Below are 14,020 nucleotides of genomic sequence, written 5' to 3'. Positions count from 1 at the left end.
GGCTAGAGGGAATGTCGCCGGCAGACCGGCGCCTGAGGTGGCTCGAATACTCGAGACCCTTCGGTCTCGTCGGCGGAAAAGACAGCGACATCTGCGACAACCCTTTTGCAGTACAACTGGTTTTCCGGGGAAAAGTCGTCCCCTACCTCGCCTCACTAATCTCTGCCGTTAAGGCGTCACGCAGGTGATCGCCGGCCGTACGAATCTTCTGGACGGCCGAATCCGACGGAATCTACGGCAGGAGCGCCAAGGCCCGCATCCTGGGCTTGGGCAATTCCGCGCTCATGGCAGGATCTGCCCGGCCCGCTGCAGGAAGCTCACCCCCACGCCATTCCCGACTCCCCTTGCGAGACGGCCTACCCCGGCGTCTTCGACTCCACGAAGAGCGTCTGCGTCAGCAACGAAAAAAGGCGGTGTCGACTTCTGCGAGGGCCGACAGACGTTCTGGCGGGCGTCGCCTCGCGGGGCGGCACACAACCCCGGTGTGAGAACCTCCTGGGACTATCCGCGGATGTGTCAACAGTTGCGATGCCCTCATCGCCGTGGGCGGTAGCTGGGGCACCCTCAGCGAGATAGCCCTGGCCCTGCGCGCGGGAAAGCCGGTCGCTTCCCTGCACGGGTGGGATCTTCCCGCGCAGTCCGTCACCCTGCCCGAAGCCCGGCTGTTCGCCGAGGTGGCCACGGCCGAGGAAGCCGTCCGGGCCGTCCTGCCCTCCGTCGCACAGGGCGATGCCGGATGACGGGGTCCGACCCGGTGAATCCGCCTGAGCCCCGCCGCTTTCCGCGTTGTGGAAGGCCTATGAACTCGCCCAGCAGTACTACGACGCCGACCTGGAACTGCACTCCAGCCGCATGAACCTCTTCCTCGTCGTCCAAAGCGCCCTGGTGGCCTTCGTCGCCAGCCAGCGCAGCGCCGTCGACCGGTACTGGCTGGCCCTCTTCGGCATGACCCTGTGCGCAGGCTGGCTGTTGGTGGCCGTCAGTTCCTACCAATGGATCAAGACATGGCACCCACATGTCCAGCCTCGGGCAACAGATCAAAGACACTACCGGCGTGGCCCCCTCGAGCCTGCTGTTCGAGCACGCTCACCGCCACAATGCCGTCGCACCGAGGGGGGCTTCTCACGCTGTCTGGAATGGTTCTCCTGGCACATCCGCCCCACCCTGATCACCTGCTGTCCCCGCCCTGTTCCTGGCCAGCTGGATCTACCTCAGCTGCACCACCTGAACCCGCATGCCTCGACCCCGCGCCAGCGGGCCTGTGCACGCCGGGCTTTGCGCACGGGGCCGGCCGTCCGCGCCGGCTGGTCCAGCGCCTCCAGGCCGAAGCCGCGGTCAAACCCGTTCAGGAGCGGCTCCAACTCCTGGGCGGCCCCGCACAGCGTGCACAGCCGTACGCCAGCCTTCTCCGCAGCGTCCAGGCCTCCTTCCAGCCTCAGCACCGACGCCTGGTCACAGCCCGGGGCATGCAGGACACTGCGGTCGAGCCCGCGTCGTCCGTCCAGCCGCTGCAAGACCCAGCCCGCCGACCGGCGGGCCCGAGCATCTCCCGCCCCCACGGCGCACTCTGCATCCGCTCCGAGGGCACATGGCCGTAGGAGACCCCGTCGACCGGGCTTAGAGGTCCTAACAAAGGCGTCGGACGTGTCTGTAGGTGATGAGGCAGGTGGCGAGGCCGAGGAAGGCCTCGTGGATGTCGTCGCGTCGTTCCCATCTGATGCGCAGTCGACGGAAGCCGTGCAGCCAGGCGATCGTTCTTTCCACGACATACCGAAAGATGCCCAGGCCGGAGCCGTGGGGCTGGCCCCGTTCGGCGATGACCGGGCGGATGCCGCGCTGCCACAGCAGGCGCCGGTACTTGTCGTGGTCGTAGCCGCGGTCGGCGAGCAGCGCGTCGGGACGGTGTCGCGGCCGTCCGACGGTCCCGGCGACAGCGGGGATCTTGTCGATCAGGGGCAGGAGTTGGGTGACGTCGTTGCGGTTGCCGCCGGTCAGCGACACTGCGAGCGGGATGCCCTGGGCGTCGACGATGAGGTGGTGCTTGCTGCCCGGTCGTGCGCGGTCGACCGGGCTGGGACCGCTTTTGGGCCCCGGCGAGCCGCTCGGACGTGGGAGGAGTCGATCACCGCCCGGGACCAGTCCAGCTTCTTCGCTGCCCGCAGCTTCTTCAGCAGCACGAGATGCAGTTGGTCCCACACCCCGGCCTCGTTCCAGGCGGCCAGGCGCCGCCAGCAGGTCATGCCCGAGCCGAAGCCCAGCTCCTGGGGCAGGTACTCCCACTGGATGCCGGTGTGCAGCACGAACAGGATCCCGCACAGGGCCTGGCGGTCCGGTACCCGCGGCCGGCCCTCGACCAGCTTCGGCCCCGGCACGGGCAGCAACGGCTCGATCAGCGCCCACAGTTCATCCGACACGATCCACGGCCGCGACTGACGTTTCCCCACGACCAGACCAACGAGCGGACAAGCCAACAGTCACACCATCAACCACTTCTGTTAGGACCTCTTACACGGAAGGGGCGTGCACCCACACCGTGTATCAGACCGGATCCACGCCGCCGTCCTCGGTGTTCGTCCAGGCCGGGACAGAGACCTCGTACAACCAGCCGCCGGAGGTCTGCCGGCGCGCGTGGAGGCGCGGCCGGCAACCTTCTGACGACCAGTCAAGACCACCCAGGCCGACGGGGGTTCATCGGGCGAAGGCATCGCGGCTCCCCGGCTTCAGGACCGGTGCTGGGTGCCTGATCCCGCCTCGACAAGTCGCCCCTGCTCCCATGCCAGCCGCACCCGCTCACTCCCGTCGCTCTCCTCGGCGAGCCGGATGACCGCCTGCTCGCCGCTGCCGTACAGCCCGACCCACTCATGCCAGGGCCCGGCGAGCGGTCGCATCCTCGGCCCACTCCCCCGGGCCGGCCACGAACTGCAGGCGCACCAGATGGGTCACGGCCATCACCCCAGGGCACGGGCCCGACGAGGTAGCGACCGACTTCGGGGTCGTAGTGGCGGAAGTAGTTGTAGTGGACGCCGGTCTCGGGGTCGTGGTACTGGCCGGGGAAGCGCAGCGGCGTGTAGCTGGTGGCGTCGCGGTTCCATGCCGTCGAGCCTCACGGCGTCATCAGGGTGTGCCACGCGATCGTGCCGTGCTCGTCGAGGAGTTCGGTGGGGGTTCCGACAAGGTCGGTGATGATGGCGAAGAAGCGGGAGTCCCGGGAGTCCGAGGAGGCGGAGGTGCTGGAACCCGCGGGTGCGTAGTCAGTCCATCCGTGCAGAGGTCCGGCCCGCGCAACCGTGCGGGCCGGACCTTTGTGAGGACGGTCAGAGGAAGTCCGCGGTGTCCAGCTCGAAGGCGAACGGCTCGGGGAAGGCGAGGGATGGCCGAAGGCGAGGGTGCAGCCGCTGCTGGTAGCCGCGTTCCCCGCGGTCACTGAACAGGGAGACCCGGCCCTTCTGGTTCATGCCTTGAGGCAGCGATTTGCCAGCCGGTGGCCTGAATGAAATTCTCCGTCCATCGCTTTTCAGATATCTCAAGCTGTTCCATATCGACTCCCGGGTGATATCTCAGATTCCCTCGGGGAGAGAGGCAAGGAATGCCTCGACCTCTTGTTTCACGTAGCGTGACAGTCCAGTCAGCATGCTCAGTGTGGTCTTGAGTTCACCGGCGAGCTCGGGATTGGCCGTCCACACCTCTGGACTCCTGGTGACGACTGCATACAGCAGGTCGCCGTCGAAGAAGCCGTCGGCTGCCTGTTTGGCTGCCTGTTCCTGAAGGATCTCCACGCCTAGGGGGAGCAGCCATGGCAAGCCAACGTTCTGGCCGATCAAACGCGCCAGCTCATGAGGCTCCAGAGTCCCGATAGGACGTCGGCGCCACTCGTGGACGGTCCTGACTAGCGATGTCGCGTCTGCGGGTGGGTCGCCCCAGCGCTCGCCGTCCAGTTGCTCCAGCGACTTGGTGCGATCGATGGACTGAGTCATCTTGGGATCCTTTCAGGGTGCGCCCGCTGTGACACACCGGGAATTTCTACATGATGTCAGTTGAGCTCACATCGCGCACCGCTGTCACCGATGTCCTATGGAGTGCAGAAATCCGTTCAGTCGATCGAGCTCTTCAATGGTTTCCTTGCGTTTTTTCATAAGGACCTCAAGTCCGCGTTCCGTTATCGAGGCAGGCGGATTTTGCAACTCCCTTTCAAGAGCCATCCGAACATTTTCCAAACCATTGCGCGCTCCCTTCAGGTCTGCAATGTGATCGAATGGTGTACCATCCGCTTTCCGCGCCACGACTTCACCCTGTGCCTCGCGACGAGCAGCGCTGTAGTGGTTGTGATTCGGTTGCGAATTAATCTCTCCAAGTGGGTCCTTCTTGATATTTTCGAGTTTCCTGATCGCGTCTATAGCGGGGTGTGTCAATTTAACGGCTGATCTTGGTTGTTGAGTGGTCAGTTGTTGCTCGGGGTGAGGCGGCCCTCGAAGGCGATCTGGAACGCGTTCAGGGGTGCTTTCCAGCGCATGGTCCACCGGTTGCGGCCCTTCCCGGTCGGGTCCAGGCTCATCAGGGCCATGTAGATGCACTTGAGGGCGGCGGCCTCGTTGGGGAAGTGTCCGCGGGCGCGGACGGCCTTGCGGATGCGGGCGTTGACGCTCTCGATCGCGTTCGTGCTGCAGATGACCTTGCGTATCTCGACGTCAAAGGAGAGGAGGACGGCGACGGGGCCAGGCAGGGCTAACAGCGGCTAACACAATGAGGTGGATCAGTTCTGGCTGCCGTGTCCGGGACGGGAGTTGAGCGTTCGGTCCGGTGTGGGGACGTCGCCGTGGATCGTGTCGGATGAACTGTGGGACCGTCTGGAGCCGCTGCTGCCGCGGCGTGAGCGCAGGTTCCGGTATCCAGGTCGCAAGCCGTTGCCGGACCGGTCGGTGCTGTGCGGGATCTTGTACGTGCTGCACACCGGGATCCAGTGGGAGTACTTGCCCAGGGACCTGGGCTTCGGGTCGGGCATGACGTGCTGGCGCAGGCTGCGGGACTGGAACGAGGCCGGCGTCTGGCAGCGGTTGCACGAGGTCCTGCTGGCCGAACTGAACGCGGCCGCACGTCTGGACTGGTCCCGCTGCGTGGTCGTCTCCTCGCACGTCAGGGCGCTAAAAAGGGGCAGCACACGGGCCCGTCGCCGGTCGACCGGGGACGAGCCGGCTCCAAGCATCACTTGATCACCGACGGACACGGCACCCCGCTCGCGGTCCTGCTGACCGGCGGCAACCGCAACGACGTCACCCAGCTCCTGCCCCTGCTCGACGCGATCCCGCCGGTCCGCGACAAGGTCGGGCGTCCTCGCCGGAAGCCGGACTCGCTGTTCGCCGACCGCGGGTACACGACATCTACCGCGACCAGGTCTGCGCCCGCGGCATCGTGCCCGCGATCGCCCGCCGCGGCACCCTGCACGGCACCGGACTGGGCACCAACCGCTGGGTTGTGGAGAGGAGTTTTGCCTGGCTGCACGGCTTCCGTCGCCTGCGCGTCCGCTGGGAACGGCGAGCCGACATCCACGCAGCCTTCCTCAAGCTCGCCTGCTGCCTGATCACCCACCGACAACCCAGGTCCTTGTGTGACTTGCCGACAGCCGGTTGAGAACTTCGTCGGGGGTGAAGCTCCAGCCGACCAGGCGCGGCCCGCTCCAGTTGATGCCGATCACGAGTCGATCCCGGGCGGCGTCGGGCAGCATGCGATCGCACCAGGTGTCCAAGGGCACGGACTCAACGCGGAGTCCATGCCCCCAGATCTTTGCTGCCCTCTGGGCGCGGGGTGAGGTCGACCAGAAGGGAAGACTCCGCGTGCCGTCCGCAGAGAGGTGTGTCGGGCTTCCGTTGTCATCCCGGACAAGCCAGACCACGCTGCTCTGGCGGACGTCTCGGAAGAATGCCGCCGCTTGCGAACCGCTCTGACTCATGGCCACCGAGCCTACCGTTCTCCAACACTCATTTGACCGGCGCGATGCTGCGCGGCAAGATCGGGCCCGCGATGCTGACTGTCCAACGGGCTCCCCGACGAGTGATCGAAGCCCGGGCGCAAGTGCAGTAGATGGTTCCGGACGCTGTGTCAGCGTCCGGAACCACTCTGAATGGCGACGCCCGATCGGGCCTTATTTTCTTTGTTGTTCAGGAATCTTAGTCACTCACCTTGTGCGGCTTTTTCGCCACAGAGGAGAGCGTGTGCTTCGCGTGCGGCGTCGTTGAGTTTCATATTGATGCCGCACTTGAACTCGCCTTGGATGGGGCGATACCAAGTCGTCACGGTGCCGTACGCCGGGGCGCTCTTTCCGGTTTTGTTGCTGACGCACCCGTAGGCGAAGTCCGCTGTCACGACATGGACTCCGAGATATCCGACGAAGTCGCCCTTCGTGTTCCCCGGGTCGGTGCTGAACAATCCCTCCTTCCCGGGGATGGGCAGGGTTTTTCCGGATTCGGCGAGGTCGGAACGGCCCATTTTTGCGCGGAGTGACGCGAGTACCGCATGGGCGTCCACTTTCCCGCTGGACTCGACCGAGGCTGTGACGTGGCGTACGGGAATGGCCGCGTAGGTGGTGAGACCGAGATGGCTGCCTGAAGTCACGCGAACCACCTGGGAGGCTGCCACGAGAGGCGTACTCTCGGACAACCTGCCCCAGTGGAACGTGGTTTCGGCGCACGTCCACGCGTGTACCGGGTTCTCCGCCTTCGGCGTGGCCGAGGCGCTCGTCGTGCTCTTCGCATCCTGCGAGGATGCGCATCCTGCGAGCAGGGTGGCCAGGCCGCTCAGGACGGCGAGGGAAGCCGCAGCTCGCCGTTGGAATGATCTGCTTTTCACGACAGCCTCCTCCTCAGAAGCAGTACTTCTTCTTGGCCAGCTTGGCCAGCCCGTTGGTGGTCGACTTGTCACAGCGAATGGATCCGTCGCTGGTTCCCGAGAAACTCTTCACCTTCTTGTATGCGGTGATGTGCCAGCTCTGCGCGGAGTCGCAGTGGAAGTGCGACCATTTGCCCCACGCTTTCCGGGTGCCGTTGTAGAAGATGTACAGGTGGTCGCTCGACGGGATCGTGAAGCTCGACGTAATGGACGACTTCTTTGTGGAGGCGTGTTCGTAGTGCAGATTGAGTCCGACGGCCACCTCCATCTTCCCGATGACGACGTTGGTCTTCTCCGACGTGTTGAACGTTGCCTCGGCGCCCGCGGTGACGACGGTCTCGACCTCTTCGGTGATGGAGTAGGACCGAGTGATGCCGGTGTTGTTGTACTTGTCGTTCTCGTGTGTGATCACGTACGCCTTGTGCGTGTAGCTCCAGGCTGTCCAGCTGCTGCCCGGATCGCAGGCGGTGACGATGGTGGGTGCCGCGGCGAACGCATGCCCCGTGGTGACCGCGGTGAATGCCAGGGCTCCCGCCAGGAGCGCGGCGAGTCTTTTCGTGCGCAAAGTTGTCTCTCTGTCCGGTGATCGCGGTGACGTTGACGTGGCCGCCGGCCGCCCGCCGTCCGTGCTCAGGACGTGGGCGGCCGGCCGGCGATCAGCCACTCACTGCGGGGTGTCGGTCGGGCGGATGGCGTTCACCGGATCCGCGTCGTCCAGGGTGTACGTCGTGTAGGCGGCGCCGTGGATGTCAGGCTGCAGGAAGCGGCCGGCCGCGGGCTGGTAGAGCCTGCCGCGGACCAGGACGAGGCCGCTGCTCTGGCGGTCGGCGAGCAGCGTGTTGCCGAACCAGCCGTAGCGGGCGGACGCGTCCGTCGCTCCGTACTCCGTGTAGGAGTGGACCGTGGCACTCCCATCGCTCGTCGAGAGTTCCACGCCGACGTCGCCGTGAAGGTCGGTCAGCTGCAAGGCGACGTTCTTCGTCGCTCCGGTCGTGGCCAGCAGATTGCCCTCGGGATCGGTCACCCAGCGAACCACCGTGGTGCCGTCGGTGCTCCACAAGGGGAGCGATGTTCCCGCGCCGAAGTGCGTGCTCGTGACGGACGCCTGCGTCCACGTACCCGTGGCGTTGCTGGCCAGCGTGGCGACGGACGGGCGGGCCTCGGCGTCCACGGACCAGGTGACACGGTCCGTGCCCTTGGTCGACTGGTACACGGTGCCGTTGGTGAAGTAGCCGACCGCGGTGCCGTCGTCCAGCTGCGTGGCCTCGCCCAGGGCGTCATAGGTGAGTGCGCCGGCACGTCCCATGGCGTCGTACGAGGCGGTGGCCGTAGATGACGTCGAGTTGGTTCCGTCCGTGCAGTTCGCCGTGGTGGTCTGCGACTGGGTGCGGTTTCCGGCGGCGTCGACGGTGTAGGCCCGCGTCGTGCAGGTAGTGCCTTCGTTGACGGCCGTTTGCGTGAGTCGTCCGGCCCGGTCGTAGTTGTAGTCGAGGACCGCGGTGGTGCCCGCCGTCCTGCTCTCGTGGGCACGCTGGTCCTGGACCGTGTAAGAGGCGTTGTCGGAGAGTTCCGCCGTACCGTCCGAGGCGGAGTAGGCGCGGGTCGTCGTGTTGCCGGCCTCGTCGTAGGCGACGGCGAGCGTGCTGCCGTCGGCGAGTGTGCCCGACTCCAGGCGGCCGTCGACTCCGTGCGTCAGCGTGAAGGTGCCCGCGATGGAGTCGGTGACCGTGACGACCGAGTCGCCGGCCGTAGTGGTGCCGTAGGCATAGCTGGTGCTGGAGGGCACGCTGTTGTTGACCTTGGTCCTGCGGTCCAGGGCGTCATAGAAGGTGGCCACGGTGTTGCCCGAACCGTCGTCATAACTGATGACGCGTCCGAGCTTGTCGTAGCCGTACGCCGCCGTCTTGCCGTTGGTGGTGATGGTGGCCACCAGACCGTTCGAGGCGTTGTACGTGCGCGTGGTGTCGGGTGTCGTCGTCCCAGTGCCACCGGAGACCGACGTATTGGTCAGACGTCCGGCACCGTCATGGGTGTACGTCGTCACCCGGGACGTTGCGGACGACGTCTCGGTCGCCTTGGCCTGGTTGCCCCAGCGGTCGTAGGTGACCGTCTTGGTGACGGCCTCCCCGGACGCGCTGCCGGACACGGATGCCGTGGTGACCTGGCACGTCCACCCGGCCCACTCCGCATGTCCTGAGCAGTCTCCGCTGCCGCTGCCGCTCCAGTACGTCGTCGTTGACTTGACTCCCTGAGAGGCGCTTGAGCCGGGGACGGTGCTGGTCGCGGTGGACCCGGACGAGGTGTAGGTGGCGGATGTGGTCAGGGCCAGGCCGCTTGCGTCGGTGACCGTCTTCGTGGGCAGCCCGCTGCTCCAGTCGTACTCCGTCGACACCGTCACCTTGTCGCCGTCGGCCGGGTATCCGTCGACGGAAGCACCCGTGGTGGTGCTCGTGACCAGACCCTGGGTGTCGGATCCGGCCGGGCGTCCCTCGTCATAGGTGTACGTGGCGTGCTTGCGCGCGGGTATCTCGGTACCGGCCGCGAGCTTCGCGTCCGACACCCCGCCGGAGAGGGCGTTCTGCAGGGTGACCCGGTGCAGCGGGCCGTATTCCTCCTTCTCCTCGGTGCCGTCGTCGCTGTAGACGTAGCGCGTGGACAGCCGCTCGGCCCGATCGGCGGTCGAGTATCCGGAGATACCGAGGCGTGCCAGTTCGATGTCGGCGCCGTCGGCGGTGCCGAGGGCCAGTTCGCGGTTGGCCGCACTGAGTTCGCGGACCACGTTGCCATAGGCGTCGTAGTCCTTGCTGCTCAGATGTCCGCCGTCGGTCGCGGTGTTGACCTCGTTGCCGGCCGCGTCCAGGTAGGAGACGGTGGCCAGGCGATAGTTCGACGAGCTCAGGTCCGAACCCAGGCTGGAGGCGGGCACGTTGTCCGCGGAGAACACGGCGGCGGCGTCGGTGGGCCGGTCGCTCTGTCCCCAGGACCCGACATCGCTGCTCGTCATCTGGTGCGGTGCGCTGCTGCCGCTGAGCGGGACGTCGTACACGACGGTCGTCACGCTCGTGCCGGCGGTAGACGAGGCCGAGCCCGCGGCGAGCGCGGGACGGGAGGCCGTGAGCAGCATGCCGGCCCCGGCGGTGGCGCTGTCACCCACGGAGCCGTAGGTGAAGGTCCACGCGAGCTGGCCCGGCTTCGTGTACGAGGTGACCCTGCTGTCGGAGTCGTAGCCGTAGGTGGTCTTCAGCGCGGATGTCACGCGTGGATCCCATGCCTGGGTCAGGCGTCCGGCCGTGTTGTAGGCGTAGGCGGCCACCGCTGTGGAGGTCGCTGTCGAGGCGCCGGGGTCGGCGGCCCACAGGTTGATCTTCTTGACCCGGCCGGTGTAGTCGCCGTCCGTGCTGGAGGTTGCCGTGGTCGAGTCGGCGTACACGTATTCCAGTGCACGGCAGCCCGCGACGGTCCGGTCGGTGAAGCAGTCCTTCGCCGAGACCGTGCCGCTGCCGGTGATCGCGTACTTCGGGCGGGCGAGAACGGAGTCACCGCTGATCACCGCTTGGGAGACGTCGATCTCGTCGGTGGCGGAGGTGTCGGCCACGGTATCCAGCAGCCAGGCGGTGGTCGAGCCGGACGGCTGCGTGTACGTCGCGACGGTGCCGACGTCGTCGGTCAGGGTGAAGCTGGTTCCCGTGACCGAGCCGGTCAGCGTCACGTCGGTGACATCGCTGGACGTCCAGCCGCTCGTGCCCTTGGTGAAGTCGACGGTCTCACCGTCCATGTCGGTCAGCCGGATGCTGCTGGTGCTCAGCTCGTCGATGCGCGAGTACCGGGCGGCCTGTACGTCGGCTCCCTGACCGGCGACCCATCCGTTACCGAAGACGGGGACGAGGGTGTCGGAATCGACGTCGTCGCTCAGGACACGCGACGCCGCCGTACGCTGGGCAGTCAGGCCCAGCAGGGACACATCGGTCTCGGAGATCGTGTAGTTGCCGGTGAGCAGATTGACCTGCCCGGGCCCGACCTTCTTCTGCGGGGCGGCGCCCGCAGCCCGGTCGAGCGTCAGCCCGACATTCTGGGTATTGCCCGGGGTCGTGCCGTCCGTGAAGGTGGCTCGTACGTCCAGGTCGGTGTCCACGCCCAGCGTCGAGGCGACGTTCCAGATCACGTCCGTGGCCTTGCCGTCGGTGACGGACACGGGCCATGTGATGGCGGTGCCGCTGCTCGCGGTCACCACGTCACCGGCCGGTACCTGAACCCAGTCGTCCACTCCGTCCGGGCGGTAGTACCAGGTCACCGAGGTGTAGCTGGTCTTGCCGCGAGCGCTCAGGGTGACGCGCCTTGCGGTACTGGTGCCCTCCTTCGGAGAGGTCACGGCGGCGCCGTCGGCACCCACACCGAACGTGTAAGCCGTGGTGGCCGCCGACAGGTTGCCGCCGGAGTCGACCGTCTTGGCGTAGAGGGTGTGCCAGCCGTTGTCGGGACTGATGCTGACCGTGAGCGCGTCACCGCCATTGCCGTCGGTGGTGTCGTCGACCCTGTTCGTCGCGTTGGAGTCGTCCAGGCTCCAGTAGTAGCCCTGGCCGTCCGCGGACGAGGTGTCCAGCGTGCAGTCCACGGCCGAGGCGGCCTTGGCGGTCCAGGTCTGCTCGTCGTAGGTCTCGCAGGAGACCGCCGGAGCGGCGGGCAGGCCGGTGTTGAGGGCGAAGGCGGTGTAGCCGGACCAGGCCCCGTAGTCCGTGCCGTCGTAGCCGCGCACCCTGAACCGCAGGTGCTTGGCCGCTGGGAACGCGGAGTCGGAGGGCACGGTGAGCTTCGCCGTCGAGCCGGAGGAGACCGACGACGAGGTGGCGGTGTAGGAGTACGCGGTGTCCGCGTACGCGGGATCGGCCGTGACCTCGAACTGCCCCTTGACCGAACTCCCGTCCGCGTCCGTGACCTTGGCCGTCAGCGTGGGGGTCAGCGACGTGACGTACCGCTTCCCGTTGTACGCGTTGACCACGGAGGGAGCGATGGCCGCCGAGGCGTTCACGGCATAGGAGTTGTACGTGACCGTCAGGTGCGGTTCCACCGAATTGTCGCCGGAGACGTAGTTCGCCGACCGGAACCGGCGCCAGGTGGTGGAATCCGCCTCATCGGCGCCCCGAACCTGAAGGCCGTAGTTGGCCGACCCGTCCGCCCACGCCTGGACGATGCCGTCGATATCGAAGTTCATCGTTCCGGCGGCACAGGACGAGGAGTAGCCGAGTGCCGCCTTGTTCGTCACCGCGTCGGTCGTGGTGGTGGACGGCTGGGTGGACCAGGTCACGTCCGACGACGACCAGGTCGACGTGATGCGCCGCACCTGCGTGCCCGCACCGGAGGTGGAACAGGTCGACGAGTAGTACGAGTACAGCGCAAGATTGGTGTCCAGGATGTGCTTGCCGCTGAACTTCGACACGTCGAACTTCAGGTAGGAGCGGGCCTTGTCCGTTCCGCCGTCGTACGTGCCCGACTTCAACTCGGCCGAGGAGACCTGGGAGTCGGGGTAGTCGGGGGTCTGTACCCACGTGTCCGTCGTCACCGCGAGCGTCGAGGTGGGGTCGACGGTCACCGGATAGGTGGCGGTGGCCAGGAAGTCCTTGTCCGGGTTAAGCACGAGGGTCTGCGAACCGTCGGACGCGGTCTCGATCCTCGTGTCCACCCGCTCGTTGTGCTCGGGCTCGCCGGAGGAGTCGTTGTGCGACGAGTCCCACATCATGGGTGCGGGGGCCTCGGCCACCAGCTTCCCGTCGCCGTCCTTCAGCAGCAGGTGGCCGGAGTCGGCCTGGGACAGCTTCAGACCCTGCAGATCCAGGGGGATCCGGTAGGACACCGCCGCGTCGGGCTGCTGAGTGAGGGCGATGTTCTCCGAGAAGCCCTGTGCCAGCGCGGTGACCTTCAGCGTCTGACCGTCGCCCAGGTCGTAGGAGGCCGTGTCGTCCTTTACCTTCGGGCTCGGCAGCTTCTCCTGCCAACCCAGGCCGAAGGATTCGCTGCCCTTGGCCACCGAGGCGAGCTGCCGGTCACCGCCGTCGGACACGGCGATGTCGGCTGCGGCGACCTGAGGCTGGAGAGCGTCACCGGTGTCGGACAGGGATGTGTCGACGTCCTGCCACTTCCCGTCCTGCTTCACGCGGATGGGACCGGCGTACGTGTCGGTCCGCAACGTCCCGTCCGGCAGCGCCCAGGTGGTCGCCGCGCTGGTGCGCTCCGAGAGCACCTCGATCTTCCGGTTCTGCAACCGGGCCATGAGCAGAGCCGACGCTTCGTCATGCCCCTCGGCAGCGCCGAGCGACGAGGCCGACGAACTGCTGATGGTGGCAGCGTCGTCGGCGACCGCGGTGGTGTCTGTGCCGGCGGTAGCCAACAGTGCGGCCTCGGCGATCAGCACGAATGCGAGCGAGCCGGAGATCCGACGCACCCGCCCCCGCAGAGGTGATCTTCCAGATACGCCCGGCGGCGCACCTGTCCTTCGAACACCCATTGCCCCTCCTTCATGTGATCTCCGTGTGGAGATCAGGAGGAGAGATGTATCCCGGCCAAGTCGCGGTGAGTGCACCCGGCATCGAGTCAGTCGGCCCGGAGCTGGTCAGGGCTGGCCGGTATGTGCCATATCGATCGATGTCGGCAGGGGGTTTGCAAGCCTCTCGGGGGCATTAAGTGCAAAGTAAGGGTAAGGTTAGAGTCAAGTGAAATGTTTACCAAATGCATGAGGGTGTAAAAGGTTGGGCCGCAAGTCGCCGTGGATGCAAGAGACTTCGACGGTTGGCGCGCCCGGATGGCGCGGTTCAACTGGATGATGCCGAGCGGGGCTTCTGGGCTGTATGCACTCTCTATATGCTTCTGTCGATTGGCTTGAACGTGCCGCTGATGCCTAACGAGCTCATGCATGGCTGGTCGCGGTGTACCAAGGGCGGATCCGTTCTTGGTACACACCTGAGAACCGCTGGGCCGCGTGGCGTTCTGCTGGTGTGAGGGCAGTCCGCCAGGTCTCCAGCAATCTGGAACGTGGTCGCCAACGGACGCGGGCAGCCGACGACGTAATCGAACGGATGGCGCATCATCAGCAATGCGCTACGCGCGAGGTGGCGCCGGGGCAGCGGTCGCCAGTTCAGGCAGAAGATTC

Annotated in this window: 11 protein-coding genes and 4 pseudogenes; 3 read left to right on the top strand and 12 right to left on the bottom strand. The window is 66.3% G+C overall.

Annotated elements, in window-relative coordinates:
- Positions 1-503: 503 nt before the first annotated feature.
- Both ABT254_RS20450 and ABT254_RS46560 read left to right on the top strand, forming a co-directional pair.
- Positions 504-740: an SLOG cluster 4 domain-containing protein gene (locus ABT254_RS20450; protein ID WP_351472011.1), complete on the top strand. Its 237-nt coding sequence runs from the start codon at positions 504-506 to the stop codon at positions 738-740.
- Between the two features lie 46 nt (positions 741-786).
- Positions 787-1,011 (top strand): annotated as a pseudogene (locus ABT254_RS46560) (RipA family octameric membrane protein); the annotation flags it as partial.
- Positions 1,012-1,211: 200 nt separating this feature from the next.
- Here the strand turns inward: ABT254_RS46560 and ABT254_RS20445 are convergent.
- The 8 genes and pseudogenes from ABT254_RS20445 to ABT254_RS20410 all read right to left on the bottom strand — a co-directional run.
- A complete protein-coding gene (locus ABT254_RS20445; RefSeq protein WP_351471749.1) occupies positions 1,212-1,559 on the bottom strand; it encodes a DUF6233 domain-containing protein in 348 nt (115 codons plus the stop codon).
- 67 nt (positions 1,560-1,626) lie between these two features.
- A protein-coding gene (locus ABT254_RS20440; protein WP_502972006.1) for an IS5 family transposase occupies positions 1,627-2,417 on the bottom strand; the annotation gives its coding sequence in 2 pieces (ribosomal slippage) (positions 1,627-2,099 and positions 2,099-2,417; 792 coding nt in all).
- A 303-nt stretch (positions 2,418-2,720) separates the two neighbouring features.
- Entirely contained in the window at positions 2,721-2,888 is a 168-nt protein-coding gene (locus ABT254_RS20435) for a hypothetical protein (RefSeq protein WP_351472023.1), read from the bottom strand.
- A gap of 61 nt (positions 2,889-2,949) precedes the next feature.
- A pseudogene (locus ABT254_RS20430) lies at positions 2,950-3,214 on the bottom strand (RHS repeat-associated core domain-containing protein); the annotation flags it as partial.
- 100 nt (positions 3,215-3,314) lie between these two features.
- Positions 3,315-3,455 (bottom strand): hypothetical protein, encoded by a 141-nt coding sequence (locus tag ABT254_RS20425; RefSeq protein ID WP_351472020.1) that lies wholly within the window; start codon positions 3,453-3,455, stop codon positions 3,315-3,317.
- A gap of 102 nt (positions 3,456-3,557) precedes the next feature.
- The gene (locus tag ABT254_RS20420) at positions 3,558-3,974 is read right to left on the bottom strand and encodes a contact-dependent growth inhibition system immunity protein (RefSeq protein WP_351471747.1); all 417 of its coding nucleotides are present in this window, start codon (positions 3,972-3,974) and stop codon (positions 3,558-3,560) included.
- Between the two features lie 84 nt (positions 3,975-4,058).
- Positions 4,059-4,517 carry a polymorphic toxin type 28 domain-containing protein gene (locus ABT254_RS20415; protein ID WP_351471744.1) on the bottom strand — a complete coding sequence of 153 codons (459 nt, stop codon included), beginning with the start codon at positions 4,515-4,517 and terminating at the stop codon, positions 4,059-4,061.
- Positions 4,439-4,696 (bottom strand): annotated as a pseudogene (locus ABT254_RS20410) (transposase); the annotation flags it as partial. The gene ABT254_RS20415 and the pseudogene ABT254_RS20410, both read right to left, overlap by 79 nt.
- A gap of 64 nt (positions 4,697-4,760) precedes the next feature.
- Here ABT254_RS20410 and ABT254_RS20405 point away from each other — a divergent pair.
- Positions 4,761-5,625 (top strand): annotated as a pseudogene (locus ABT254_RS20405) (IS5 family transposase).
- Here ABT254_RS20405 and ABT254_RS20400 read toward each other — a convergent pair.
- The 4 genes from ABT254_RS20400 to ABT254_RS20385 form a co-directional block, all read right to left on the bottom strand.
- Positions 5,576-5,944 (bottom strand): DUF2750 domain-containing protein, encoded by a 369-nt coding sequence (locus ABT254_RS20400; RefSeq protein WP_351471741.1) that lies wholly within the window; start codon positions 5,942-5,944, stop codon positions 5,576-5,578. The pseudogene ABT254_RS20405 and the gene ABT254_RS20400 sit on opposite strands and share 50 nt — an antisense overlap.
- Before the next feature lie 221 nt (positions 5,945-6,165).
- A complete protein-coding gene (locus ABT254_RS20395; RefSeq protein WP_351471738.1) occupies positions 6,166-6,840 on the bottom strand; it encodes a hypothetical protein in 675 nt (224 codons plus the stop codon).
- Positions 6,841-6,853: 13 nt separating this feature from the next.
- Positions 6,854-7,444 carry a hypothetical protein gene (locus ABT254_RS20390; RefSeq protein ID WP_351471735.1) on the bottom strand — a complete coding sequence of 197 codons (591 nt, stop codon included), beginning with the start codon at positions 7,442-7,444 and terminating at the stop codon, positions 6,854-6,856.
- A 99-nt stretch (positions 7,445-7,543) separates the two neighbouring features.
- The gene (locus ABT254_RS20385) at positions 7,544-13,285 is read right to left on the bottom strand and encodes a DNRLRE domain-containing protein (protein WP_351471732.1); all 5,742 of its coding nucleotides are present in this window, start codon (positions 13,283-13,285) and stop codon (positions 7,544-7,546) included.
- Between the last annotated feature and the right edge of the window lie 735 nt (positions 13,286-14,020).

Source organism: Streptomyces sp. NPDC001137 (assembly GCF_040298885.1).
Taxonomy (GTDB): Bacteria; Actinomycetota; Actinomycetes; order Streptomycetales; family Streptomycetaceae; genus Streptomyces.
This window is presented reverse-complemented; position numbering and strand designations above follow the sequence as displayed.

Bases quoted from the DNA above. Each gene is read 5' to 3' on its own strand.
- ABT254_RS20435 (WP_351472023.1), bottom strand. From the start codon at position 2,888: ATGCGACCGCTCGCCGGGCCCTGGCATGAGTGGGTCGGGCTGTACGGC.
- ABT254_RS20425 (WP_351472020.1), bottom strand. From the start codon at position 3,455: ATGAACCAGAAGGGCCGGGTCTCCCTGTTCAGTGACCGCGGGGAACGC.
- ABT254_RS20420 (WP_351471747.1), bottom strand. From the start codon at position 3,974: ATGACTCAGTCCATCGATCGCACCAAGTCGCTGGAGCAACTGGACGGC.
- ABT254_RS20400 (WP_351471741.1), bottom strand. From the start codon at position 5,944: ATGAGTCAGAGCGGTTCGCAAGCGGCGGCATTCTTCCGAGACGTCCGC.